Source organism: Oerskovia enterophila, from assembly GCF_044748475.1.
GTDB lineage: Bacteria > Actinomycetota > Actinomycetes > Actinomycetales > Cellulomonadaceae > Oerskovia > Oerskovia enterophila.
In genome coordinates this window covers 893,411-917,360 of sequence record NZ_JBIVFZ010000002.1, presented here as the reverse complement: position 1 = coordinate 917,360, position 23,950 = coordinate 893,411, and the positions used below count along the sequence as shown (strand labels likewise).

At 72.5% G+C, this 23,950-nt stretch carries 19 protein-coding genes; 7 read left to right on the top strand and 12 right to left on the bottom strand.

Going from position 1 to position 23,950, the window contains the following annotated elements; genetic code table 11:
* The first annotated feature begins 46 nt into the window (after positions 1-46).
* Positions 47-373 carry a DUF4235 domain-containing protein gene (locus ACIPWA_RS08575; RefSeq protein ID WP_056644797.1) on the top strand — a complete coding sequence of 109 codons (327 nt, stop codon included), beginning with the start codon at positions 47-49 and terminating at the stop codon, positions 371-373.
* 42 nt (positions 374-415) lie between these two features.
* On the opposite strand, the gene ACIPWA_RS08570 is transcribed toward ACIPWA_RS08575, so the two are convergent.
* Both ACIPWA_RS08570 and ACIPWA_RS08565 read right to left on the bottom strand, forming a co-directional pair.
* Entirely contained in the window at positions 416-1,069 is a 654-nt protein-coding gene (locus ACIPWA_RS08570) for a response regulator (protein ID WP_400289449.1), read from the bottom strand.
* Positions 1,066-2,259, bottom strand: a complete 1,194-nt coding sequence (locus ACIPWA_RS08565) for a sensor histidine kinase (protein ID WP_400289448.1) — start codon at positions 2,257-2,259, stop codon at positions 1,066-1,068. The genes ACIPWA_RS08570 and ACIPWA_RS08565 overlap by 4 nt, the downstream gene beginning before the upstream one ends.
* 187 nt (positions 2,260-2,446) lie before the next feature.
* Here ACIPWA_RS08565 and ACIPWA_RS08560 point away from each other — a divergent pair, with 187 nt between their 5' ends.
* From ACIPWA_RS08560 to ACIPWA_RS08550, 3 genes are all read left to right on the top strand, one after another.
* Positions 2,447-2,884: a DUF6069 family protein gene (locus tag ACIPWA_RS08560; protein ID WP_400289447.1), complete on the top strand. Its 438-nt coding sequence runs from the start codon at positions 2,447-2,449 to the stop codon at positions 2,882-2,884.
* A 236-nt stretch (positions 2,885-3,120) separates the two neighbouring features.
* Positions 3,121-3,735, top strand: a complete 615-nt coding sequence (locus tag ACIPWA_RS08555; protein WP_056644805.1) for a dihydrofolate reductase family protein — start codon at positions 3,121-3,123, stop codon at positions 3,733-3,735.
* A gap of 274 nt (positions 3,736-4,009) precedes the next feature.
* Positions 4,010-4,468, top strand: a complete 459-nt coding sequence (locus tag ACIPWA_RS08550) for a hypothetical protein (protein ID WP_400289446.1) — start codon at positions 4,010-4,012, stop codon at positions 4,466-4,468.
* On the opposite strand, the gene pgi is transcribed toward ACIPWA_RS08550, so the two are convergent.
* The 5 genes from pgi to ACIPWA_RS08525 all read right to left on the bottom strand — a co-directional run bounded on the left by pgi (position 4,437) and on the right by ACIPWA_RS08525 (position 10,393).
* Positions 4,437-6,143 (bottom strand): glucose-6-phosphate isomerase, encoded by a 1,707-nt coding sequence (pgi, locus tag ACIPWA_RS08545; RefSeq protein ID WP_400289444.1) that lies wholly within the window; start codon positions 6,141-6,143, stop codon positions 4,437-4,439. The two genes, ACIPWA_RS08550 and pgi, sit on opposite strands and share 32 nt — an antisense overlap.
* Before the next feature lie 227 nt (positions 6,144-6,370).
* Positions 6,371-7,600, bottom strand: a complete 1,230-nt coding sequence (locus ACIPWA_RS08540; RefSeq protein ID WP_400289441.1) for an N-acetyltransferase — start codon at positions 7,598-7,600, stop codon at positions 6,371-6,373.
* Between the two features lie 63 nt (positions 7,601-7,663).
* Complete coding sequence (locus ACIPWA_RS08535) at positions 7,664-8,842, bottom strand: GNAT family N-acetyltransferase (protein WP_400289440.1); 1,179 nt, start codon at positions 8,840-8,842, stop codon at positions 7,664-7,666.
* Entirely contained in the window at positions 8,839-9,972 is a 1,134-nt protein-coding gene (locus tag ACIPWA_RS08530; RefSeq protein ID WP_400289438.1) for a GNAT family N-acetyltransferase, read from the bottom strand. The genes ACIPWA_RS08535 and ACIPWA_RS08530 overlap by 4 nt, the downstream gene beginning before the upstream one ends.
* Before the next feature lie 154 nt (positions 9,973-10,126).
* A complete protein-coding gene (locus ACIPWA_RS08525) occupies positions 10,127-10,393 on the bottom strand; it encodes a GlsB/YeaQ/YmgE family stress response membrane protein (RefSeq protein ID WP_056644819.1) in 267 nt (88 codons plus the stop codon).
* A gap of 214 nt (positions 10,394-10,607) precedes the next feature.
* Between ACIPWA_RS08525 and ACIPWA_RS08520 the strand changes: the two genes are divergently transcribed.
* Positions 10,608-10,994 carry an RNA-binding S4 domain-containing protein gene (locus ACIPWA_RS08520; RefSeq protein ID WP_068626931.1) on the top strand — a complete coding sequence of 129 codons (387 nt, stop codon included), beginning with the start codon at positions 10,608-10,610 and terminating at the stop codon, positions 10,992-10,994.
* On the opposite strand, the gene argG is transcribed toward ACIPWA_RS08520, so the two are convergent.
* The 3 genes from argG to ACIPWA_RS08505 all read right to left on the bottom strand — a co-directional run bounded on the left by argG (position 10,991) and on the right by ACIPWA_RS08505 (position 14,381).
* The gene (gene argG / locus ACIPWA_RS08515; protein WP_068710236.1) at positions 10,991-12,433 is read right to left on the bottom strand and encodes an argininosuccinate synthase; all 1,443 of its coding nucleotides are present in this window, start codon (positions 12,431-12,433) and stop codon (positions 10,991-10,993) included. The two genes, ACIPWA_RS08520 and argG, sit on opposite strands and share 4 nt — an antisense overlap.
* A gap of 154 nt (positions 12,434-12,587) precedes the next feature.
* Positions 12,588-13,358 carry a lytic polysaccharide monooxygenase gene (locus tag ACIPWA_RS08510; RefSeq protein ID WP_068710235.1) on the bottom strand — a complete coding sequence of 257 codons (771 nt, stop codon included), beginning with the start codon at positions 13,356-13,358 and terminating at the stop codon, positions 12,588-12,590.
* Between the two features lie 240 nt (positions 13,359-13,598).
* Positions 13,599-14,381: a lytic polysaccharide monooxygenase gene (locus ACIPWA_RS08505; RefSeq protein WP_235534077.1), complete on the bottom strand. Its 783-nt coding sequence runs from the start codon at positions 14,379-14,381 to the stop codon at positions 13,599-13,601.
* A 397-nt stretch (positions 14,382-14,778) separates the two neighbouring features.
* Here ACIPWA_RS08505 and ACIPWA_RS08500 point away from each other — a divergent pair, with 397 nt between their 5' ends.
* Positions 14,779-21,720, top strand: a complete 6,942-nt coding sequence (locus tag ACIPWA_RS08500) for a DUF7927 domain-containing protein (RefSeq protein ID WP_400289436.1) — start codon at positions 14,779-14,781, stop codon at positions 21,718-21,720.
* Positions 21,721-21,926: 206 nt separating this feature from the next.
* Positions 21,927-22,493, top strand: a complete 567-nt coding sequence (locus ACIPWA_RS08495; protein ID WP_083201534.1) for a flavodoxin family protein — start codon at positions 21,927-21,929, stop codon at positions 22,491-22,493.
* Between the two features lie 56 nt (positions 22,494-22,549).
* On the opposite strand, the gene ACIPWA_RS08490 is transcribed toward ACIPWA_RS08495, so the two are convergent.
* On the bottom strand, positions 22,550-22,942 hold the full coding sequence (locus ACIPWA_RS08490; protein ID WP_068626922.1) for a GntR family transcriptional regulator: 393 nt from the start codon (positions 22,940-22,942) through the stop codon (positions 22,550-22,552).
* On the bottom strand, positions 22,939-23,838 hold the full coding sequence (locus ACIPWA_RS08485; RefSeq protein ID WP_400289434.1) for a hypothetical protein: 900 nt from the start codon (positions 23,836-23,838) through the stop codon (positions 22,939-22,941). The genes ACIPWA_RS08490 and ACIPWA_RS08485 overlap by 4 nt, the downstream gene beginning before the upstream one ends.
* Positions 23,839-23,950: the final 112 nt, after the last annotated feature.

Genomic DNA, 23,950 nt, shown 5'->3' with positions numbered 1-23,950 from the left:
CACCACCCACCCTGCGACCACCCGTCCCCCGCGTTAGCGTCGAAGCATGAGCGATGCCACGATCGACCACGTGCCCGACCGTACCGAGGAGCACGGCGGCAAGGCCGCGAAGATCCTGTACAGGCCGTTCGGGCTGATCAGCTCGATCATCGGCGGCCTGGTCGCGGGCCAGGTCTTCAAGCAGGTCTACAAGCGGGTGTCTCCTGGCCACCGCAAGGACGCACCTACGCCGCTGCAGTCGGAGTACCCGCTGCGCGAGATCCTGATCGCCGCACTGATCCAGGGCGCGGTGTTCTCCGGGGTCAAGGCCCTGATCGACCGTGGCGGGGCGCGTGCCTTCCAGAAGTGGACGGGGGAGTGGCCGGGGGACTGAGCCACCCCGGCGCGTCGGCCCGGAGCACGCCTGGACGACGGCTCACGCGCCCCCGGCGTCCCGCACCAGCACGGCGAGCTGCGTCCGGTTATCGAGCCCCAGCTTGTCCAGGACGCTCGACACGTGCGCCTTGACGGTCGGCACGCTGAGGTAGAGCTCGCGCCCGACCTCGGCGTTGCTCGCGCCGCGCCCGACGGCGAGCGCGACGTCGCGCTCTCTCCCGGTCAGCCGGTCGAGCGACGCCCGGGCCCGCGCCCGCGCCTCGCCGACCGAGGCGGCCGAGGCCATGAGCCGCCGCGCGACGTCGGGGGACAGCACCGGTTCGCCGGCCGCGGCCGCGAGGACCGCTGCGGCGATCCGGGCCGGAGGCATGTCCTTGAGGAGGTAGCCGGCGGCGCCGGCGCGGAGCGCTCCGAGCACCTCGTCCTCGGTGTCGAACGTCGTGAGCACGACGACGGCGGGCGGGTTCGTCCGGGCGCGCACCCTGGCGGTCGCGGTGATCCCGTCGACCCGTGGCATCCGCAGGTCCATGAGGACCACGTCGAGGGGGTGGGCGTCGAGGAGGCCGGAGACCTCCGCGCCGTCGGCGGCCTCGCCGACGACCTCGATGCCCAGCGTGCCGTGCAGCATCATGCGCAGGCCGGACCGCACCAGGGCGTCGTCGTCGACGATGGCGATCCGTACGGGTCCGGTCATGAGCCCCACGGTAGCGACACCGTGAGCCGGAACCCGGCACCCTCCGGGAGCGGCCCGGCGAGCACCTCGCCGCGCAGCAGCCCGGCCCGCTCGCGGAGCCCGACGAGCCCGGTCCCCGTCCCCTGGAGCGAGGGCAGGTGCCCGGGGGCGGGACCGTCGTCGGACACGTCGACCCGGACCTCGCCCGGCACGACCACGACCGCGACGCGGACCGCGCTGCCGGGAGCGTGCCGTCGGGCGTTGGTCAACCCTTCCTGGACCGCGCGGAAGGTCGCTGCCTGCACGGTGGCCGGGACCGCGGTGAGGTCGCCGTCCAGCTCCCAGTCGACCGCGACGCCCGCGAGCCGGGACTCGTCGACGAGCCGTGCCACGTCGGCCGGCCCGGGAGCCGGGCGCAGGGCGTCGGGCTCTGCGCGCAGCACGCCCACCACGTCCCGCAGCTCCTCGAGAGCGGCGCTCACGCCCTCCCGGACCAGGCCGGCGGCACGGGCGACCTCCTCGGGCGGGGAGTCGGGCCGGAACTCGAGCGCCCCCGCGACGGTCGCGAGCAGCGACAGCCGGTGCGCGAGCGTGTCGTGCATCTCCCGGGCGATCCGCGTGCGCTCGGCGGCGCGGGCCTCCCGCACGCGCAGCTCCTGCTCACGCTCGGCCCGCCGTGCCCGCTCGCGCAGATCGGCGACGACCTGAGCCCTGGCCTGGGCGAACGCCCCCCAGCCGACGAGTGCGGCGTGCACCGCGGCGTCGCACAGCAGCCACCAGCCGAGCGGGAGGCCCGTCGGGCGCCACAGCGCCTGGACCGCGTGGCCCGCGAAGCCCGCCGCAGCGACGAGCACCGCGACACGCAGGGGCCGACGGCGGGCGACCTCGAGCGTCGCGACGGTGGATGCGGGCGTCGCCGCGGGGGACAGGGCTGCAAGTGCCGCCAGCACGAGGGCCGGCACCACGGGGTCGCCGAGCGCCGCCCCCGCGCCGCCCCGACGCCCGCGCGGTGTCCACCACAGGAGCGGGCTGAGGGCCACAGCGACCAGACCGACGACGACGTCCAGCACGACGCGCGGCCCGGGCTCGCCCGGCAGGGCTCCCCACAGCATCAGGGCGGTGAGGGCGCCGACGGCGAGCACGGCCCCGGTCAGCACGCCCCGGGAAGGGGCCCGCGGCGGAGAGCATTTTTCGGTCGGGTAGCTGTTCATGCCGCCACCCTAGGAACGGGCGCGCTGCTGTCACCACCGACTTTCGGAGGGGGGAGCGGGCCGTCGGTCGTGAGGGGGCGAGCCGTCGGGAGGGTCCGGCGAGGGAGGCCCGGGAGACACGGTGAGGACGTCGGCCGAGGGGTCGGCGCGGGCCCGGACGGGGCCCGATCGATCGGAGGGAGACGTCATGGATGCGTACCGGACAGCAACGAGCGGGGCGGCCGAGCGCACGGGCCAGGGGCGCACGAGGAAGGTGCCCGGATGGAGCGTGCCGCTGCTCGCCGCGGCGGCAGGGGTGGTCGTGTGGGGTGCCGGGACGGCGCTCGGCGTCGAGGCCGTCGTGCGGGGCGGAGCCGGTGACACGGTCATCGGACCGGTCTCCGTGGTCGTGACCGCACTGCTCGTCGGCCTCGCGGGCTGGGGCGTCCGTGCGGTGCTCCGACGGTTCGGCACGCCGCGGGCCGGGAGGACCGCAGGTGAGCGGACCTGGATGGTGACCTGCGGCGTCGTGCTCCTGGTGTCCCTGCTCGGTCCGCTGGGCGCGGCGAGCGTGTCCGCGACCGTGCTCCTGGCCGCGCTCCACCTCACGGTCGGGGCCGTGGTCGCGACGGGCCTGCGGCGCTGAGCCCACGTGGCCTGCGGCGCTGAGCCCACGTGGCCTGCGGCGCTGAGTCCACGTGGCCTGCGGCGCTGAGCCCACGCGGCCTGCGGCGCTGAGCCCACGCGGCCCGACGACGGCACGCCCCCCGCGCGCGCGACGCGCCGGGGTGCGTGCCACGGTGGGGAGGCAGGGACCGATGAGTTCGGCAGCGTCGCCCGGTCTCAGCAGACGTACCCGCAGACCCCCGAAGGGACCTCATCATGGCGAAGCTCGTCTCCACCTTGTTCAGCTCGCTCGACGGCGTCGTCGAGATCGACCCGACGTGGCACTTCCCGTACTTCGACGAGCACATGGGCGCCGCGGTCGACGAGGACTACACGGGCGTCGACACCCTGCTGCTGGGCCGCGTCACGTACGACAGCTTCGCGGGTGCCTGGCCCGGTCGCGAGGAGGCCGGCGAGGAGGACGCGGTGTTCGCCAAGCGGCTCGGCGACCTGCGCAAGGTCGTCGCGACCCGGGGCGACGCGGACCTCGGCTGGCGCAACGTGGAGAGGATCGACGGTGACCTGGTCGAGGCCGTGACCACGCTCAAGGAGACTCCGGGCATCGCCAAGGTCCTGGTCGCGGGGTCGATCTCGGTGGTCCGCCAGCTCCTCGCGGCCGGGCTCGTGGACGAGCTGAGCCTCCTGGTCCACCCGGTCGCGGCTCGCAAGGGCGAACGGCTCTTCGACGAGGGCGACACGATCTACCCCCTGCGGCTGCTGCGCTCCGAGGTCTTCCCCACGGGCGTGGTCCACCTGGTCTACGGGCCGGCCGAGCTGCCCGGGAGCGAGGGGTACGACGAGGCCAAGGAGCACGTGCCGGGCGAGGCCTGAGCCTGCTGGAGGGGTGCCGAGCACGAGGTTGCGGTCGTTCTGGGCGTCGGAACGACCGCAACCTCGTGCTCGGCCGTGTGCCTCGTCGGGCTGGATCGCCGGACGACGCCGACCCCATGGTTTGATTCGTCACGTGAACTCACAGTGGAGGTCCCTCCTCACCGTCGCCCTGCCCGGACTGCTCAGTGTGATGATCCTCGGTGGCTGCGCGTCACCGACCGACGATGACACCCAGACCGTCACCCCGAGCGAGGCGCCGGCCGCGGAATCCCCCGTGACCTCGGCGGCAGACGTCGCTGCCGCACCCGAGGACTGCGACCTGCTCGGGGCGGAGCAGGTCACGGCACTGGCAGGGCGGGCGTTGGACGGTCCACGCAGCGTGACGGTCGCAGGAGCCGACGGGATGCCGGCTTGCTTGTGGGGCGACTTCGAAGCGACGGCCGTCCAGGTCGCGCGCGTCCCAGCCGAGGACTGGGCCCAGCAGCTGCCCGCCGCGCTCGAACAGGCCGAGGCATCCGGGATGCTCGACGACGCCGAGAACACCCGCAAGATCCGTGAGGCGTCCGAGCTCATCAGCGCAGGTGGCAGGCTCGACGCGGGGCAGGCGTGCGCCATGTTCTCGACGATGCTCGAGATCTCGGGGACCGAGGCCGGGCTGAGCACGACGATCAACCTCGTGCTCGGCACCAGCAGTCCGAGCGTCAGCTCCGCTGCTCGAGGTACCACCCGATGAGCGCCTGCGTCGACGGGTCCTGCGCGGCCAGCGCGGCGGCGTCGCCCGTGACGGCCGGGGCGATCTCGTTCGCGAGCTTCTTGCCGAGCTCGACGCCCCACTGGTCGAACGAGTCGATGCCCCACACGACGCCCTGGACGAACGTGATGTGCTCGTAGAGCGCGATGAGCTGGCCCAGCACCGAGGGCGTGAGCGCGGGGGCGAGGATCGACGTCGTGGGGCGGTTGCCCGAGAACACGCGGGCGCTCACGAGGTCCTCCGCGGTCCCCTCGGCCCGGACCTCGTCGGCGGTCTTGCCGAACGCGAGGGCCTTGGTCTGCGCGAAGAAGTTCGCGAGGAACAGCGAGTGCACGTCGACGGGCTCGTCGCCCGCCGCGGTGTCGACGAGCGGGTGCGCGGGGTTCGCGACGGCGATGAAGTCCGCGGGGACCAGGCGCGTGCCCTGGTGGATGAGCTGGTAGAACGCGTGCTGGCCGTTGGTGCCCGGCTCGCCCCAGAAGACCTCGCCGGTCTCGGTCGTGACGGGCGACCCGTCCCAGCGCACCGACTTGCCGTTGGACTCCATGGTCAGCTGCTGCAGGTACGCCGGGAAGCGGTGCAGGTACTGCGCGTAGGGGAGCACCGCGTGCGTGTGCGCCCCGAGGAAGTTGACGTTCCACACGTTGAGCAGGCCCATGAGCGCGGGCACGTTCTGCTCGATCGGGGTGGTGCGGAAGTGCTCGTCGATCGCGTGGAATCCGGCGAGGAACTCCTCGAAGCGCGCCGGGCCGATCGCGATCGCGAGCGACGTCCCGATCGCCGAGTCGACCGAGTAGCGCCCGCCGACCCAGTCCCAGAAGCCGAACGCGTTGGCGGGGTCGATCCCGAACGCGGCGACCTTGTCGAGGGCCGTGGAGACCGCGACGAAGTGCTTGCCGACCGCGGCCGTCCGCGCCTCGTCCGAGTCGTCGAGAGCGTCGACCGCCGCGAGCTCGGTCCAGAGCCAGTCGCGCGCGAGGCGTGCGTTGGTCAGGGTCTCGAGCGTCCCGAACGTCTTGGACGCGACGATGAACAGCGTGGTGCGCGGGTCGAGGCCCGCGGTCTTCTCGGCGACGTCGGTCGGGTCGATGTTGGACACGAACCGGACGTCGAGGTCCTCGGCCTTGTAGGGCAGGAGGGCCTCGTAGGCCATGACGGGGCCCAGGTCCGAGCCGCCGATACCGATGTTCACGACCGTGCGCACGCGCTCGCCCGTGACGCCCGTCCACTCGCCCGAGCGGACCTTCTCCGCGAACGCGTAGACCTTGGCGAGCTCGCCGTGCACGTCGGCGTCCACGTCCTGGCCGTCGACCGTCAGCGCCGGCGAGGCTCCGGACGGCCGCCGGAGCGCGGTGTGCAGCACGGCGCGGTCCTCGGTCACGTTGATGTGGTCGCCGCGGAACATGGCGTCGCGGCGTCCGGCGAGGTCGACGTCCTGTGCGAGGCGCACGAGGAGCGCGATCGTCTCGTCGGTCACGAGGTTCTTCGACAGGTCGACGTGGAGGTCCGCGGCGTCGAACGTGAGGCGCGCGGCGCGGCCCGGGTCCTGGGCGAACCATGCGCGCAGGTCCGGGGTCAGGGTGGCCTGGTGGGCCGTGAGGTCGGCCCAGGAGGGAGTGGTGGTGGCGTCGATCGGCGGTGTGCTCGCAGTGCTCACGATGGTCTCGCTGCTCCCTGGTCGGTGGGGGTCTTCGGGGGTCGCCCGGGGTCTTGGCCGGACCCGACAACCGTAGGCTGCGACCTGCGGGGTTGTCCTGGTGGCTCACGGTGCGAGCGGTTGTGAGGTGCGGTGCCGGACAGTCGGGCGCGCCCGACGGCGGAGCGTCCGCCGGGCGCGCCCGTCGCCTCACGCAGGTGGCAGGGTCCGAGACCCCGCCGCGAGCGTCAGCCGAGGCGCTTCTGCCAGACGGCCGCGACGCCGACGGGCTCGAAGCCGAGCGCGACGTTGATCGCGAGCATGTGCTCGTTCTCCTGGGCGTTCCACGTGTTGATGCGGCGCTCGCCGGGGCGGCGTTCGGAGTAGGCGCGCAGGTTGGCGATCTTGACGAGCATCCCGAGCCGGTGGCCGCGGTGCTCGCGGAGCACGAGCGTGTCCTCCTGGAACGCGAAGGGCACGTCGGGGACGGGCATCTGCACCACCGAGAAGGCTGCGAGCGTGCCCGTGTGTGCGTGCTCGGCGACCGTGATCAGCACGTGCTGGTGCCGGCCGGCGAGGTCGCGCAGGTGGCTGCGGACGCGTGCGGCGTCCCAGGGGCTCTCCGCGACGTCGAGGCCCGCGTTGGGGATGTCGGTGCTCATGCGTGTCCACAGGATCGCGACCTGGTCCTCCCACACGGTGGGCACCTCGTCCCACCAGGTGTGCAGCCGGTAGTCGTCGTCGGCCGCCTCGGTGGACCGCGCGTGGAGCGCGTCGAGCAGGGTGGGGTCGACCGGGAGCCTCAGCACCGAGGCGCGCTCGACCTGCTCGAGCGTGAAGCCCCGCCCGAGCGCGAAACGTGCCGGGCGTGACGCGACGGGCACGCGGCCCGCGCCCGTCGGTGCGTCGAGGGCGTCGGGACCGGGGGAGGGCTCGGGAGAGTGGTTGCTGAAGGTGATGACCGTGGTCCGGTCCGCGGCGCGCGCGATCTCCTCGACCCGTGCCAGGAGGGTGTCGCCGATGCCCTGGCCCTCGAGCCCGGGGCGCACCATGAGCGTGACGTACGCGAGGTGCGTGTTGCTCACGGTCGCGAGGTTGACGATCGCGGCCCCGCCCACGTCGCGGGGGGCCGGGGCGGTGCCGTCGGTGAGCGGCCCGCCGTCGCCGGGGCCGTCGCCGCCGCCGTCGTCGTCGGCCGTCCCCGGAGCCTCTCCCGGAGCCTCTCCGGGGAGCGCGACGACCAGGATCTTGCGGTGGTACTCCTGCTGCTGGAGCGCCCCGTGGATCACGGGCAGGGGAGCCCACCAGTCGGTCCAGCCCCAGGTCGCGAGCTGCACGTCGTGCTCGATCTCGCTGTACGCCTGGTACGCCCAGATGTCGGGGTGCTCGAGCGTGGGCGGGACGGGAGGGGCGTCGACCGCGCGCCAGGTCGTGCCTGCGGGGGCCGCGGCCCCGGGAGAGGTCTCGGTGCTCGTCATGCGCCCACTCTTGCGCCCCGGGGTCCGCTCGGGCCAGACAATAACGACACATCGCCCCGTCGGTCAGGCGAGCCGCAGCTGCCACTCCGCGTCGACGCTCGCGACCTCGAACCCGAGCGCCTCGTTGATCGCGAGCATGTGCCGGTTCTCCTGCGCGTTCCAGGTGTGGATGCGCCGCGACGAGGGCCGCACGCGCGCGAGCTCGTCGAGCACCGCGATCTTGACGAGCATCCCGAGCTGGTGGCCCCGGTGCTCCCGCAGCACCAGGGTGTCCTCCTGGACGACGACCTCGGGCCGGTCGTGCGGGTAGGAGACCATCGAGAACCCGGCGAGCCGTCCGGTCGCGACGTGCTCGGCGACCGCGATGAGATACCCCTGCCCTCGGTCGGCGAACGACCGGGAGGCCGCGCGGACGCGGTCCGCGTCCCACGGGTCCTCCTCGAGGTCGAGCCCGCCCGAGGGGGCGTCGGTGCTCATGCGGGTCTCGAGCACGGCGAACTCGTCGATCCAGTCCTCGGGGACCGTGTCCTGCCAGAGGTGGACCCGGTACCGGTCGGCGGCGGCAGCACGGGCAGCCTCGCGCAACCGGGCCACGACGTCCTGGCGAGGAGGCAGCGAGATCGCCGAGTGCCGCATGACCTGCTCGAGCGAGAACCCGCGAGAGAGCGCGAAGCGGGTGCCCGGATCGTCGAGCGGGACGCGTCCGCTCCCGGTCGGCGACTCGAGCGCGCCGGGCCCCGCAGGGGGTTCGGGCGAGTGCGACGAGTCCGACAGGATCACGGTGCGTCCGGCCTCTCGCGCGATGCGCAGGCCCTCCTCCCAGAGCGCTGTACCCACGCCTTGGCCACGGTGGTCGGGGTCGACCCCCGCGTACACGATCGCGACGTGCGTGTTCCCCTTCTGGGGAAGGCCCACCATGCCGCGCCCGACGACGTCGCTCGCCGCCGGGGTCCGGTCCGGTCCGCCGCCACGGGGGCCGCGGGCTACCGCGACGAGCCGGACGGTCTTCTTGTACTCCTGCTGGGCCGTCATGCTGACGAGCGTGGTCGCGGCGTCGAGCGCGAGGTCGGTGTGCCCGTGGATCTCCCGGTCGACGGCCTCTCCCACACGGACGGTGCCGTGCACGCCCCACGCCTCGGGTGCGTCGAGCGAGTCCGGGACGGGCACGCGCAGGACGCGCCACGCCGTCGGGCCGGAGACCTGGTCCTCCGCAGGGGCCGCGGTCTGCGACGGGCCGCTCACGCGCCCACCCGCTTCTGCCAGCCCGCGTAGCCGCCGGCAGGCGTGAAGCCCAGGTCGATGTTGATCGCGAGCATGTGGTCGTTCTCCTCGGCGTTCCAGGTGTGGATACGTTCGGTCGCGGGTCGGCGCACGGCGAGCTCGTCGAGGTTCACGACCTTGACGAGCATCCCGAGGCGGTGGCCTCGGTGCTCGCGCAGCACAAGGGTGTCCTCCTGGAACGCGAACGCGGGGCGGTCCTTGGGGTAGGCGAGGACCGAGAACGCGGCGAGCGTGCCGGTCGGGACGTGCTCGGCGACCGTCATGAGCAGGCCGTGCTCCTTGCCGAGCAGCTCGTCGACCCAGATGCCCACGCGCTGCGCGTCCCACGGGTCCTCGCGGAAGTCGATGTCGCCCACCGGGGCGTCGGTGCTCATGCGCGTGAACAGCGTCCCGACCTGCTCGCGCCGGTCCGGGGGGACGTCGTCCTCCCACACGAGCGTGCGGTAGTCGGGTCCGGCTGCCTCGACAGCTCCCGCACGCAGGCCGTCCAGCAGGGTGGTGTCGACCGGCAGCGCCAGGATCGAGTGCCGCTCGACCTGCTCGAGGGCGTAGCCCTTGCCGGCGACGAAGCGCGGCCCGGGGGCGTCCGCAGGGACGCGCCCGGCGCCCGTGCGCGCCTCGAGGGCGCCCGGTCCGGGCGGCGGCTCGGTGCCGTGCTGGGTGTCCGTGAACAGGGTGGTGCGGCCCGCGTCGACGAGGATCTTCTCGCCCGTCTCCCACAGCGCGCTCCCGATCCCGTGGCGTCGGTGCGCGGGTCGGACCTGCACGGACAGCTCGCCCAGGTGCGTGTTGCTGCTGGCCGGCAGCGCGACGGCCAGGTGGCCGAGCACGTCCTGCGGTCGCGGGGTCTCGGGTGCGTCGGCGCGGACGGCGACGACGCGCTGCTTGGTCGTGTACCGCTGGCTGTTCATCCCGGCGAGGACGTCGCGCGCCTCGTCGGCGAGGTCGTCGTAGCCGTGGGCCTCGGTCGTGACCTCGGCCTCGACCTGGGCGATGCCGAGGTAGCCCCAGGCGTCGGGGGCGTCGAGGCTCGTGGGGTGCGGGGCCTCGAGGACGCGCCAGGTCGCCGTCGACTCGGTGGGGGAGCTCATGGTCCCAGCGTCCTCCGCGGGGTGGGAGCGGTCCACGGTATTTCGAGGGGTGCGTCCGCGTCACCGGACGGCCCGGCCCGTCGAGGGGCCGGGCCGTCCGGGGTGGTGCGGTGCGCCGCGGGGAGCCGCCAGGTGCCCGACGGCGGAGCGAGTGTCAGGCCTTCGACCTGCGGCCCGAGATCAGGCCCCAGATGAGCAGCACGACGAGCGAACCGATGAAGGCCCAGAACCACGTCGAGAAGGACCAGAACTCCTGGTTGGGGTCGGAACCGAAGGCCCTGCCGATGAATCCACCGACGAACGCCCCGACGACGCCGACGATCAGCGTCACGACCCAGCCTCCACTTGCCCTACCAGGCATGATGGCGCGAGCGATGGCTCCCATGATGAGGCCGATGACGATCCAGGACAGAATCCACATAGCCACTCCGTTCTCCGGGCGACGACCCGGACGGTGCGAGTGCGGCCGGGTGGCGTCGGTTCCCGTTCACCGTGGCACGGTTGCGCGGGGTTCGCACGCCCAAAGGCGACATTCGCCGCAGTGGCGCTCGGCGCCGTCGGGCGTGACGACCGGTCCCGCGCGGGACGGGAGCCGCCTACGCTGGGGTGGTCCGACGTCGGGAAGGGAAGTGACCATGCGGGTCGACAGCTGGCTCTGGGCGGTCCGCCTGACCAAGAGCCGATCGGTGTCCACGGCCGCGTGCCGCGCCGGGCACGTCAAGGTGAACGGGACGCGGGTCAAGCCCGCCGCGAACCTCAAGGTCGGCGACACCGTGACCTACCGCGGTGAGCGCGAACGGATCGTCGAGGTCGTCCAGCTCCTCACCAAGCGCGTCGGTGCGCCCGAGGCCGCGAAGGCGTACGTCGACCACAGCCCACCGGTGCTGCCGCGCGAGGCGGTGCCGTTCGTGCCGGTGCGCGACCGCGGGGCAGGGCGCCCGACGAAGCGTGAACGACGCGAGATCGACAAGCTGCGCGGGCGCGACCTGCCCCCGGTGGGCTGGGTCGACGAGGACGACTAGTCGACCCCGAACTCCATCGCGGCGCGGTCCAGCGCCTCGTCGAGCTCGGACGAGGACGTGCCGCGCGACGCGATGGCCTCGGCGCCGCCCTCGGGCATCTGGCCGATGAGCTCGGTCTGCCCCGTCCCGATCAGGGCCGCGTGCTGCGCGCCGACCATGCCGAGACCCGCGTACTGCTCGAGCTTGGCGCGCGAGTCGGCGATGTCGAGGTTGCGCATGGTGAGCTGGCCGATCCGGTCCGTGGGACCGAACGCCGAGTCCGTCGTGCGCTCCATCGACAGCTTGTCGGGGTGGTAGGAGAAGTTGGGGCCCGTCGTGTCGAGGATCGAGTAGTCCTCGCCGCGACGCAGGCGCAGCTTCACCTCGCCCGTGATCGCGGCACCGACCCAGCGCTGCAGGGACTCGCGGATCATGAGGGCCTGCGGGTCGAGCCAGCGGCCCTCGTACATGAGGCGGCCCAGGCGACGGCCGTCGTTGTGGTAGCTCGCGACCGTGTCCTCGTTGTGGATCGCGTTGACGAGACGCTCGTAGGCGATGAACAGCAGCGCCATGCCCGGGGCCTCGTAGATGCCGCGGCTCTTGGCCTCGATGATCCGGTTCTCGATCTGGTCGGACATGCCGAGCCCGTGGCGGCCACCGATCGCGTTGGCCTCCATGACCAGGGCGACGGCGTCGTCGAACTCCTGACCGTTGATCGCGACCGGGCGACCCTTCTCGAAGCGGATCGTGACGTCCTCGGTCGCGATCTCGACCGAGGGGTCCCAGAAGCGCACGCCCATGATGGGCTCGACGTCCTCGAGGCCCGTGTCGAGGTGCTCGAGGGTCTTGGCCTCGTGCGTCGCACCCCAGATGTTGGCGTCGGTCGAGTAGGCCTTCTCGGTGCTGTCGCGGTACGGCAGGTCGTGCGCCAGCAGCCACTCCGACATCTCCTTGCGCCCACCGAGCTCGGTGACGAAGTCGGCGTCGAGCCACGGCTTGTAGATGCGCAGGTTCGGGTTGGCGAGCAGGCCGTAGCGGTAGAACCGCTCGATGTCGTTGCCCTTGAACGTGGAGCCGTCGCCCCAGATCTGGACGTCGTCCTCGAGCATGGCCCGCACGAGCATGGTGCCGGTCACGGCGCGACCGAGCGGGGTCGTGTTGAAGTAGGAGCGCCCGCCCGAGCGGATGTGGAACGCGCCGCACGTGATCGCGGCCAGCCCCTCCTCCACGAGCGCTGCGCGGCAGTCGACGAGACGGGCCAGCTCGGCACCGTAGGCCATGGCGCGGCCCGGCACGGAGTCGATGTCCGGCTCGTCGTACTGCCCGATGTCGGCGGTGTAGGTGCAGGGCACCGCACCCTTGTCGCGCATCCACGCGACGGCGACGGAGGTGTCGAGACCCCCGGAGAAGGCGATGCCGACGCGCTCGCCGGCCGGAAGTGAAGTGAGTACCTTGGACACGACTCAAGTATATGCAGACGATTGCATATTCATGCAATTGGAACGGGGAGAGGGCCCGCCCGGGGCCGCCTGCTGATCCAGGCGGGCTCCGGACGGGCCCTGGCGATGCTCCCGCCGCCACGTTCTCCAGCGCGTCGACGGGACGGTCGTCACCTCAGCAGGCGCCGAGGTTCTTCCACACGCCCCACTGGCCGCTCGTGCCCGGGTTCTCGCCCGTGGTCCACCACTTGGCCTCGTACTTCGTGTTGTTGTAGGAGACGCGGGCGCCGCCCGTGTAGACCGAGCCCGCCGACCAGGCCGGGTCCGTGCACGTGCCGTTGCCGGTCGTGCCGCCGGTGGTGCCCGTCGGGTCGCCGCCCGTGGGGTTGCCACCGGTCGGGTCGCCACCCGTCGGGTTGCCCGTGGGGTCGCCGCCGACCGAGATGTCGACGCAGTTGTAGAACGCGTTGACGGTGTTGGACACGTTCCACCGGGCGAGCACGGTGTGGTTGCCCGCGGGCAGGTTCGTCAGGGTGTGCGAGATGTTGCTCGGCGGCTGTGCGCCACCCTGGCTGAACGTCTGGTGCAGCTTGCCGTCGACGAAGTACTCCCACGTGCTCGTGTTGTGGGCTGCCGTGAGCTTCCACTGGAACGTCACCGTCGAGCCGACGCTCTTGCGAGGCCAGGCCTTGCTGTTGTCGTCCAGGACGGTGAACCCGCTGCCGCCCGAGCACTGCATGGACCCCTTGGGGGCCTCGACGCTCTGGGGCTCGTACTGCACCCCGCCACAGCTGAAGGACACCGCGCCGGTCGCACAGTTGTCCTGCCGGCTGGGCGGGGACGTGATCCACCCGTGCGCCGAGGCGCTGGGTGCCACGATGATCGGGGCTGCGATCGCTGCCACTCCGAGGACGGCGGCGATCATCGCCGCGCGTAGTCGTCTCATGTTTCTCTTCTCGCTCTCCATGGAAGTCGGTAGGCCCCATTGCCGGGCGACCTACTCATGTCGAATCGGACATCTTCGACGCTAAGGAAAGAAACAGGCAGGCACAATCCGGTAAAGCACGTAGGGGGTCCTACGTATCGGGCATGCAAAGAAGTGGCGCCGTGCCAGGAGAATTCCTGGCACGGCGCCACTTCTGTGCGCTTCGTGCGCGGTACCTCACGCCCTCACGGGCATCGGGTCTCAGCAGGCGCCGAGGCTCTTCCAGGGGCCCCACTGCGCGCCGGCGCTGGGAGCCTCACCCTTGGTCCACCACTTGGCCTCGTAGACCTGGCCGTCGAGCGACACCTTGGTGCCGCCCGTGTAGACGGCGTTGGTGTCCCAGGCCGCGTCGGTGCACGTGCCGGGCGTGCCGCCCGTGGTGCCGCCGGTGGTTCCACCGGTCGTGCCGGTCTCGCCGCCCGTGGTGCCGCCGGTCGTGCCGGTCTCGCCGCCCGTGGTGCCACCGGTCGTGCCACCCGTGGTGCCGCCACCCTCGACCGTGATGTCGATGCAGTTGTAGAACGAGTTGACCGTGTCGGCCACGTTCCAGCGCGCGAGGATGGTGTGGTTGCCCGCCGGCAGGTTCGTCAGCGTGTGCGAGATGTCCTTCGGCGGCTGGGCGCCACCCTGGTCGTAGGTCTGGTGCAGCTTGCCGTCGACGAAGTACTCCCAGGTGCTCGTCGCGTGGTTCGCGGTGAGCTTCCACTGGATCTTGACCGACGAGCCGACCGTGGTGCGGGGCCAGGGCTTGCTGTTGTCGTCGAGGATCGCGTAGGCGCTGCCGCCGCTGCAGGTCGTGCCGCCGTGCGGGGCCTCGACGCTCTGCGGCTCGTACTTCAGGGTGCCGCAGTCGAAGGACACGGCGCCGGTCGCGCAGTTGTCCTGACGGCTCGGCGGGGAGGTGACCCAGCCGTGTGCAGAGGCGGCGGGCGCCAGCACCACGGGGGCGACGATGGCGGTCGCGCCGAGAACGGCGGTGATCATTGCCGCGCGAAGTCGTCTCATGTGCATCTCGCTTTCTTTGTGGCGGACGGCGAGACGCAGAGCCTCGGTCCACCTCGACCAGAACGGTGCGACGTTAGGTCAGCGGTCGTCGCGTCTTCAAACGGTCGGCAGGCGTACGGGAAACCACGTACCTGAACCCCCGTGCCGCGCGGAACGGCGACCTGGCGCGGCTGGTGAGCGGCGCCGTCGGGCAGATGAGAGGCGCATGAGAAGGAAATGGCCCCGAATCGTGTGGAGAACACCTATATGGAAGGAACGCCCGATATCGCGTGCCCCGACCTTTCACCCGCACCGTTCCCGTCATGAGAATGCGGCCCGGCGGTCTTAGCCAGTGCACGTGTCCCACGGCGCGTGCTCGGACGACGAGGGGACGATCATGTCGGGTGCACACACACGGGCGAGGAAGCCCAGGGCAGGGAGCCGGCTGCGCAAGAGTCTCGCGACCCTGCTCGCGCTCGTGCTGGGACTGGCGTCGGCGCTCGTCGTCGTGACCCCGGCAGCACAGGCCGCGACGGGCCCGACCGGGACGTCCGTGCGCGGCGCGCAGACCTTCTACACGTACGTCCGGGCCGGAGAACGCTTCACGGCCAGCTTCGCGAAGCTCTCGGCCGAGACCAGGACCTGGAACCCCGTCATCGTGGTCACCAGCCCGCAGGGCGAGGTCTCCCGATGCACCGCGATCACGCTCGCCGCCGCCGTGGGCACGACGTGCAACGTGAGCCAGGTCGCGACCTCGGCGACGGCCGGCGTCTGGAAGGTCGAGATCGCCAAGTCGGCCCCGGCCCAGACCGACCCGGCCGGACAGGTGCAGATGTCGTGGTCGATCACGGCCTCCACGGCGGGCGGCGCGGTGATCCCCGGGCGCACCTGGACCGAGTCCTTCCGGATGACCGACAACCTCAACCTGCCGATCCGCACGGCCGACCTGACCCTCTGGTACCAGACCGAGCACGGGTACACCTACAAGGTGGACCGTCGAGGGATCATGGGCATCGACTCCGAGTACTCGGCCAACGCGTTCGGCAACATCGACACGACCACGTGCGCCTCGGCCTACCGCAGCATCTTCACGAGCTCGAGCCTGATCCCGGCAGACCAGGGCCTGCCCTACCGGACGTCGTCCGCGGCGCGCGCCATGGGGTGCGACTTCTCGGCCTACAAGCTGTTCTTCGAGGCGCCCGCGACCGACCTGCCGGCGAGCGTGACGCTGCCGGGAGGCCAGACCACCTGGCTGCGGCTGGCCGCACCCGTGGCGCCCAGCATCGACGGGCCGACGTTCGTCCCCGCCGGGCCGGGCGCGCGGTCGGGCACGATCGACTTCAGGATCGACGACTTCGAGGGCAACGCGACGGTCCGGGTCGACGTGGACGACGACGGTGTGTTCGACGGCCCGCTCGACCGGGTGTTCCCCGTCGCGGCGCTCGACGCGCCGCAGTCCGTCGCCTTCGACGGCCTCGACGCCTCGGGTGCCGTGATCCCCACGAGCAGACCCCTGGCGTTCCGGGTGGAGATCGACCGCGTGGGAGAGATCCACTTCGTCGACGAGGACATCGAGATCTTCAACGGGGGCATCGCGGTCAACCGCATCAACGGCCCCCCGCAGAACGACGTCCGGCTCTTCTGGAACGACACGCCCGTCACCGACGTGCAGAACGACCCGCGCGCGAACGTCCGGTGCTCGACGACGCCCGTCGTCCAGGCGCTCGGCGGTCTCCCGAGCAGCGCGGGCGTCCACGCCTGGGGCGTCGGCACCTGCCCGACCAACACCATCTTCGGGATCAACCCGCCTCCCACGGACACCACGAACGGCGGCACCTGGGGCAACAACCGCGCGATCGACAACTGGGCCTACGCCGACACCGCGATCACCACGACCTCCGACCACCCCGGCTTCCTGCTCGCCAAGTCCTCGGACCCCGCGACGGGCTCGATCGTCAACCCCGGGGACGAGATCCGCTACACCGTCACGACCAGCCCGGTCGACTACGCCCACCCGGAGGAGGTCACCGACGCCCTCGAGGCGACGACGTGGTCGGGGCGCTACTCCGACTCGGTGAGCTCGGTCCGTGACGACGCCGACGTGCCGCTCGACGACCTCGTGTCCGCGCCTGCCTCGGGCAGCTCGACGACGGTCACGGGGGACGCCTGGACCTGGACGGGCACCGACATCCCGCTGTCGACGACGTCGGTCGCGACCACCTACACGGCGACGGTCAAGGCCGTCGGGAGCGGCGACGGCGAGCTGCGCAACGTGGCGTTCACGCACACGCCCCCCGAGCCGCCGAACCCTCCGACGACGTGCGAGCCGGGCACCTGCGGCACCACGGTGCACGACGTCCCCGGCTACCAGTTCACCAAGACCGCCGACCCGGTCTCGGGATCCTCGGTGCAGCCCGGCGACACCGTCACGTACTCCCTCACGGGTCGCAACAGCGGCGACACCCCGCTGACCGTGACGATCGCCGACGACCTCGCCGACGTGCTCGACGACGCGACCTACGTCGCCGGCTCGCTCGCGGCGTCGATCGACGGGGGAGCCCCCGTGCCGCTGGCGCTGGTCGGCTCTTCGTTCAGCTGGACCGGCGACCTGGCCGAAGGACAGACGGTCGTCGTCAGCTACCGGGTCACAGTCGATGCCGGCACCCAGGGCGAGACCCTCGACAACAGCGCGACCTCGACCGCCCAGCCCCCGACGGGGCCGGCGATCACGCCGCCGCCCGTCGTGACGACCCACCCGATCCCGGGCTTCGAGGTCTCCAAGACCGCGGACCCCGCGTCCGGGACCGACGTCCGACCGGGCGACACCATCACCTACACGGTCACGGGCACCAACACGGGGGCGACCCGTCTGGACCCGGTCGTCCTCTCGGACGACCTCGGCCGGGTCCTCCCGCTCGGGAGCCTCGGCGCCGTCACGGCCGAGGTCGACGGCGCGGCCGTCGCAGCCCCGGTCCTCAGCGGCACCACGCTCACCTGGACCGGTGCGCTCGACGTCGGCCAGGAGGTCGTCCTGACCTACGCCGTCACGGTCGCCGACGGCCTCACGGGCGGTCTGCTCCACAACGTCGTGACCGGCACCGCCCAGCCTCCGACCGGGCCCCCGATCACCCCGCCGGCCGTCGAGACCCAGCACCCCGTCCCGGGGTTCGCTCTGACGAAGAGCTCCGACCCCGCGTCGGGCAGCAGGGTCGCGGCCGGTGACCTCGTCACGTACACCGTGACCGGCACCAACACCGGCGACACCGTCCTGGATCCCGTCGAGATCACCGACGACCTGTCCGCGGTCCTGGACCGCGCTGCGGTCGAGGGAACCCCCAGCGCCTCGCTGGGTACGGCACCCGAGGTCTCGGGGACGACCCTGACCTGGACCGGGACGCTGCAGCCCGGCGAGTCGGTCGTCCTCACGTACGCGGTGCGGGTCGATGCCGACGCGCCGGCCGGGACTCTCCTGCACAACGTGGCCGACGGCTCCGCGACCCCGCCGACCGGTCCGCCGCTGACCCCTCCGGCGGTCGAGACCGAGCACCCGATCCCCGGCTTCGTGATCTCCAAGTCCTCGGAGCCGACCGCCGGGTCGACGATCCGGGGCGGCGAGTCCATCACCTACACCCTCACCGGGGAGAACACGGGGGCGACGACGCTCGACCCCGCGACCCTCACCGACGACCTCTCGGCCGTGCTCGGGCACGCGACCCTCGTCCCCGCCTCGATCACGTCCACGGCCGGCGACCTTCCCGTGCTGGACGGGACCACGCTCACGTGGACCGGCGCGCTCGCCCCGGGCCAGAAGGTCACGGTCGGCTACCAGGTGATCGTCGACCTCGACGTCGCCGCGGGAACGATCGTGCAGAACACCGTGACGGGCTCCGGCCAGCCGCCCACAGGACCGCCGATCGTCCCTCCGCCGGTCGTGACCGAGCACAGGGTGCCCGGCTTCACGCTCGAGAAGAGCTCGGACCCGGTGTCCGGGACCACGGTGTCTCCCGGTGACACCGTCACCTACACGCTGCGCGGCACGAACACCGGTGCCACGGTCCTGGACCCCGTCGTCGTCACGGACGACCTGGCGGCCGTGCTCGATCATGCCGACCTGGTCCCCGGGTCGATCACCTCGAACATCGGCGTCGTGCCGGAGCTCACCGGGACGACGCTCCGGTGGGAGGGCGTGCTGAACCTCGGCCAGCAGGTCGTCATCCAGTACACCGTCACGGTCGACACCGACGCCCCGGCAGGATCGGTCCTGCACAACGTCGCGACAGGCACCGCCACGCCGCCCACGGGGCCGCCGATCGTCCCGCCCCCGGTCGAGACCCAGCACCCGACCCCCGGGTTCGCCCTGACCAAGACGTCGGACCCGGCGTCGGGGACCACCGTCCGCGGCGGTGACACGATCACCTACACCGTGACGGGCACCAACACGGGCGAGACGCTCCTCGACCCGGTCGTCATCTCCGACGACCTCTCGGGTGCGCTCGACGACGGCGCGCTCGTCGAGGGCAGCCTCGAGGCGTCCATCGGCTCACCGGCCCTGACCGCGGACGGGTTCACCTGGACGGGACAGCTCCAGGTCGACGAGTCGGTCGTCATCACCTACCAGGTCGTCGTCGACGAGACGCACGACGACGGCGCGATCGTCCGCAACGTCGTCTCCGGGAGCGCGACCCCTCCGGGGGAGCCGCCGCTCACGCCTCCGGACGTCGTCACCGAGCACCCGACCCCGGGGTTCACGGTCGCCAAGTCGGCCGACCCGGCCTCGGGCTCCGACGTCCGGCCCGGTGACACGCTCTCCTACACGATCACGGGGACGAACACGGGAGCGACCACGCTCGACCCGGTCGTGATCGTCGACGACCTCTCGAAGGTCCTCGACAGCACGACGCTCGTCGACGGGTCGATCACCTCGAGCCGAGGAGCCGCGCCGACCCTGCAGGGGAGCTCTCTCACCTGGTCGGGCGCGCTCGGTGTCGGGCAGGACGTCGTGATCACCTATCAGGTCACGGTCGACGAGGACGCCGCCGGTGCGACGGTCCTCAACACGGTCGACGCCGGAGCGCAGCCCCCGACGGGGCCGCCGGTCACGCCGCCCGAGGTCACGACGCAGCACCCGGTGCCCGGGTTCTCGCTGGCCAAGGCCTCCGACCCGGTCTCCGGCCGGTCCGTCCAGGGCGGGGACTCCATCACCTACACCGTGACGGGCACCAACACGGGCGCCACGGTCCTGGATCCCGTCGCGATCTCGGACGACCTCTCGGACGTCCTGGACGACGCAGCGCTCGTCGAGGGTTCGCTCGCCGCGACGATCGACGGGCAGCCGGCCACGGCGCCGTCCCTGACGGGGACCGAGCTCCTGTGGACCGGCGTGCTCCAGCCGCAGCAGGTCGTGGTCGTCACCTACCGGGTGACGGTCGACGCGGACGTCCCCCCGGGGGCGCTCGTGAAGAACGCCGCCTCGGGAACGGCGACCCCGCCCACGGGTCCGCCCATCACCCCGCCCGAGGTCACGACGCAGCACCCGGTGCCCGGGTTCGAGGTCGCCAAGACCTCCGACCCGGCGAGCGGGACCGCCGTCCGCGCGGGAACCGTCATCACCTACACGGTCACGGGCACCAACACGGGTGCGACGCCGCTGAGTCCTGTCACGCTCCTCGACGACCTGTCGAAGGCGCTCGACAAGGCCACGCTCGTCGCGGGCTCGCCCACGGTCGCGATCACGGGCGACGGGAGCCAGGGCACGCAGCCCACGACCCCGACGCTCGTGGGCGCCGCGCTCTCCTGGCAGGGCGAGCTCGGCGTCGGGCAGACGGCGACCCTGACCTACCAGGTGCTCGTGAACGCGGACGTCCCTGAAGGGGCGCTCGTGCAGAACCGGGTCACGGGGACGGCCACGCCCCCGGTCGGGCCGCCGATCGCACCGCCCGAGGTCACCACCGAGCACCCCGTCCCGGGGTTCGTCGTGGCCAAGACGGCCGACCCGGCCGACGGGTCGACGGTCCAGCCCGGGCAGACCATCACGTACACGGTCACGGGCACCAACACGGGGGCCACGGTCCTGGACCCGGTCGTCGTCACGGACGACATGTCCGCGGTCCTGGACCACGCCGCGTACGTGGACGGCTCGGCGGCCGCGACGGTCGGCGGGGTGCCGGTCGAGGCTCCTTCGCTCGACGGCACGACCCTCACCTGGACGGGCGCGCTGCCCGTGGGGGCCGCGGTCACGCTCACCTACCAGGTGGTGGTCGACCAGGACGCCCCCGCGGGGACGACGCTCCGGAACCGTGCGAGCGGTCAGGGCACGCCTCCGACGGGTCCGCCGATCACGCCCCCGCCGATCCTGGTCCAGCACCCGACCCCCGGTTTCGCGCTGACCAAGGTGTCCGACCCGGGGTCGGGGGCCGACGTCCGGCCCGGGCAGACCATCACCTACACCGTGACGGGGGCCAACACCGGGGCGACGGTCCTGGCGCCGGTCGAGATCTCGGACGACCTGTCCAAGGTCCTGGACAGCGCGACCTTCGTCGAGGGTTCGCTCGCGGCGACGGTCGACGGCCAGCCGGCCACGGCGCCGTCCCTGGCGGGGACCGAGCTGACCTGGTCGGGGACGTTGCAGCCTCGCCAGGCCGTGACGCTCATCTATCAGGTGACGGTCGCCGAGGGCGCCGCGGGTGCTCTCGTCGAGAACACCGTGCGCGGTCAGGCGACACCGCCCACGGGTCCGCCCGTCACGCCGCCCGAGGTCACGACCGAGAACCCGGTCCCCGGGTTCGAGGTCGCCAAGACCTCCGACCCGGCGTCGGGCTCGACGGTCCAGGCCGGGCAGACCATCACCTACACGGTCACGGGTACCAACACGGGTGCGACGGTCCTGGACCCGGTGGTCCTGTCCGACGACCTCGCGAAGGTCCTGTCGGGCGCGACGTTCGTCGAGGGGTCGATCGAGGCCACGGTCGCGGGTGCTCCGGTCGACGGGGCGACGCTCCAGGGGACGGCGCTCACGTGGTCGGGGGCGCTGCGGCCGGGGCAGGCCGTGACGGTCACCTACCAGGTGAAGGTCGACGCAGGCGTCGGGGCGGCGACGGTCCTGAAGAACGTCGTGACGGGTACCGCGACGCCCCCCGTGGGGCCGCCGCTCACGCCGCCGCCGGCGACGACCGAGCACCGGACGCCGCCGCCCCCGGCGCCGGTCGCACCCCCTACGACTCCCGGGGAGTGGCTCGCGACCACGGGATCCACGGTGGGTCCGGTGCTCGCGGCGGCGTTGCTCATGACGCTCCTGGGCCTGGTGCTCGTCAGGGCCCGACGGCGCCGCTCGCCCGAGTGATCGGGTCCGCCCGGTAGCGGGTGCGGTGCGGGCGGGCGGGGTGCTCCCGAGAGGGGGCCCCGCCCGTCGTCGTGCCCGGCGGTGCCCTGGGAGAGCGGCGCGGCCCGCCCTGGGCGAGCGGCGCCGTCGGGCGGGGGACGAAAGTCCCTGACCCCCGGGACCGTCGTCCGTGGCCCGGGGCGGGCCGCGGACGCGAGGCTGGGAGCATGACGAACCGTGGAGAGAACCTGACTGCTGCCGTCGTCTACGAGTCGATGTTCGGGAACTGTGAGAAGGTCGCCCGCCAGATCGCCGCGGGCATGGCGACGGGCGTTCCCGTCAAGGTCGTCGACGTCGCGGACGCCGTGGCGGACCCCTCGCTCCTCGACGACGTCGACCTGGTGGTCGCGGGCGGTCCGACGCACTCCATGTCGATGAGCCGCCCGGGGACCCGGGCCGAGGCCGTCCAGCGCTCGGGCGGCACGGTGCCGGCCCGCAACGTCGGGCTCCGCGAGTGGTGCGTCGCGCTCCCCGACCACGCCGAGGGGACCGGCCCGCGCTGGGTCACGACGTTCGACACGCGCACCGCCCTGGGTCGCGCGATCCCGAGCTCGGCGTCGCGCGCCGCGGCCAGGATCATCACCCGCAAGGGCTACGAGATGCTCGTCCCGCTCAAGTCGTTCCTCGTCGAGGACGCGGCGGGGCCGCTGGTCGACGGGCACATGGAGCAGGCGTACGTGTGGGGCGAGTCGATCGCCGCGGCGCTGCGCGCGAAGGCGCCGCTCACGGTCTGAGACCGTGCGTGCAGGACGGCCCCACCAGCAGCCGAGCCCGGCCGGGGAAGACGGGCTCAGCCGCCGGTGGGGCCGTCGTGCTGCTGGAGCAGGCCCGTGACGACGTCGAGGATCACGGAGTCCTCCATGCCGAGCGCCCGTCCGTGGGCCACGAGCTCGGTCGCGTGCGCGGCGAACGAGCGCTGGTCGGCCTCCGAGGTGCCGTGCTCGGGCACGGCGACCACGGTCCCCGTGCGTCGCCGCGAGACGACGGCCCCGGTCGCCTCGAGCTCGCGGTAGGCGCGCTGGACCGTCCCGACCGAGATCCCCAGGTCGCGCGCGAGGTCGCGCGACGAGGGCAGGCGGTCGCCCGGGGTCAGGGCCCCGAGCGAGACGAGCGCGGTGATCTGGCTGCGGATCTGCTCGTAGACGGGGACGGGTCCTTCGAGGTCGACCGTGAGGGTCTTCATGCGGGGGACGGCTGGGGCGCCGCGGGAGCGGCCGGTGCGGGGTGGCGCGCGAGCACCGAGAGACCCGCGACGACCGAGGTGATCCCGATCGCCGTGGCGACCGCGAAGGCGACGAACGCGGCGGGGCTGCGGTCCGCCGAGAACAGGGCGAGGGACGCGAGGAGCATGACCGCGGCCGTGCCCAGCCCGACGAGGAGCTGCACGCCCGCGAGCACGTGCGCGGCGCTGAGGCGGCGCAGCGCGTCGTCCTCGGCGGCGGTCGCTCCGCTCACGACCGAGCGGCGCGAGACCAGCTTGAGGACGCCCAGCGTCGCGAGGGTCACGACGGCCAGCGCGACGAGCAGCGGCACCCCGTAGGGCCAGCCCGGGTACGGGCCCGAGCTCCCCGTGGACCAGCCGTCGGGCGAGACCTGGATGGGGGCGTCGACGGCGCGCCCGCCCTCGCCCGCGGTCAGACCGAACACCACGAGCCCGACGGCGGAGACCGCCACGGTCACGAGGAAGAGCGTCAGGCGCCACTCGCCCAGGGAGCGGACGCTGCGACGAGAGAGGGCCGCGGTCCGCACCGCGCCCTGGGTGCGGGGCCAGGTCAGCTCGCCCACGGCGCGGACGGCGAGCAGGAGCACGGCCGTGGCGGGCGGTGCGACGGCGAGCAGCAGGCCGGGGGTGTGCGTGCTGCTCGTGAGGTCCGCGGCGCCCACGGGGGAGAGGGCGTAGGCGATCACGAGCAGCGCGAGCAGGCCCGCGACGGCCGAGGTCGTCCGTTCGTGGGTCAGGGCGGCGTCGAGCACCTTGCGGGTCGGGTGCCGACGGACGCGGACGGAGCCGGCCAGGATCAGCACAGCGGCCGAGACGGCGCAGAGCGCGGCCAGGGCGGCGACGGGCGGACCGAACATGGGCACTCCTCCGACTGGATCAATGAATCATAGTATTGACTCATTGACGCCCAGGTGTCCACCCCGCCCGTCGTGGTCCCGACCGCGGGGTGCGCCTCGCCGCGTGGCTCGG

What these genes read in the sequence shown, in the direction of transcription:
- ACIPWA_RS08575 (WP_056644797.1), top strand. Translation starts at nt 47, where the DNA reads ATGAGCGATGCCACGATCGACCACGTGCCCGACCGTACCGAGGAGCAC.
- ACIPWA_RS08570 (WP_400289449.1), bottom strand. Translation starts at nt 1,069, where the DNA reads ATGACCGGACCCGTACGGATCGCCATCGTCGACGACGACGCCCTGGTG.
- ACIPWA_RS08565 (WP_400289448.1), bottom strand. Translation starts at nt 2,259, where the DNA reads ATGAACAGCTACCCGACCGAAAAATGCTCTCCGCCGCGGGCCCCTTCC.
- ACIPWA_RS08560 (WP_400289447.1), top strand. Translation starts at nt 2,447, where the DNA reads ATGGATGCGTACCGGACAGCAACGAGCGGGGCGGCCGAGCGCACGGGC.
- ACIPWA_RS08555 (WP_056644805.1), top strand. Translation starts at nt 3,121, where the DNA reads ATGGCGAAGCTCGTCTCCACCTTGTTCAGCTCGCTCGACGGCGTCGTC.
- ACIPWA_RS08540 (WP_400289441.1), bottom strand. Translation starts at nt 7,600, where the DNA reads ATGACGAGCACCGAGACCTCTCCCGGGGCCGCGGCCCCCGCAGGCACG.
- ACIPWA_RS08530 (WP_400289438.1), bottom strand. Translation starts at nt 9,972, where the DNA reads ATGAGCTCCCCCACCGAGTCGACGGCGACCTGGCGCGTCCTCGAGGCC.
- ACIPWA_RS08525 (WP_056644819.1), bottom strand. Translation starts at nt 10,393, where the DNA reads ATGTGGATTCTGTCCTGGATCGTCATCGGCCTCATCATGGGAGCCATC.
- ACIPWA_RS08520 (WP_068626931.1), top strand. Translation starts at nt 10,608, where the DNA reads ATGCGGGTCGACAGCTGGCTCTGGGCGGTCCGCCTGACCAAGAGCCGA.
- ACIPWA_RS08510 (WP_068710235.1), bottom strand. Translation starts at nt 13,358, where the DNA reads ATGAGACGACTACGCGCGGCGATGATCGCCGCCGTCCTCGGAGTGGCA.
- ACIPWA_RS08505 (WP_235534077.1), bottom strand. Translation starts at nt 14,381, where the DNA reads ATGATCACCGCCGTTCTCGGCGCGACCGCCATCGTCGCCCCCGTGGTG.
- ACIPWA_RS08500 (WP_400289436.1), top strand. Translation starts at nt 14,779, where the DNA reads ATGTCGGGTGCACACACACGGGCGAGGAAGCCCAGGGCAGGGAGCCGG.
- ACIPWA_RS08495 (WP_083201534.1), top strand. Translation starts at nt 21,927, where the DNA reads ATGACGAACCGTGGAGAGAACCTGACTGCTGCCGTCGTCTACGAGTCG.
- ACIPWA_RS08490 (WP_068626922.1), bottom strand. Translation starts at nt 22,942, where the DNA reads ATGAAGACCCTCACGGTCGACCTCGAAGGACCCGTCCCCGTCTACGAG.
- ACIPWA_RS08485 (WP_400289434.1), bottom strand. Translation starts at nt 23,838, where the DNA reads ATGTTCGGTCCGCCCGTCGCCGCCCTGGCCGCGCTCTGCGCCGTCTCG.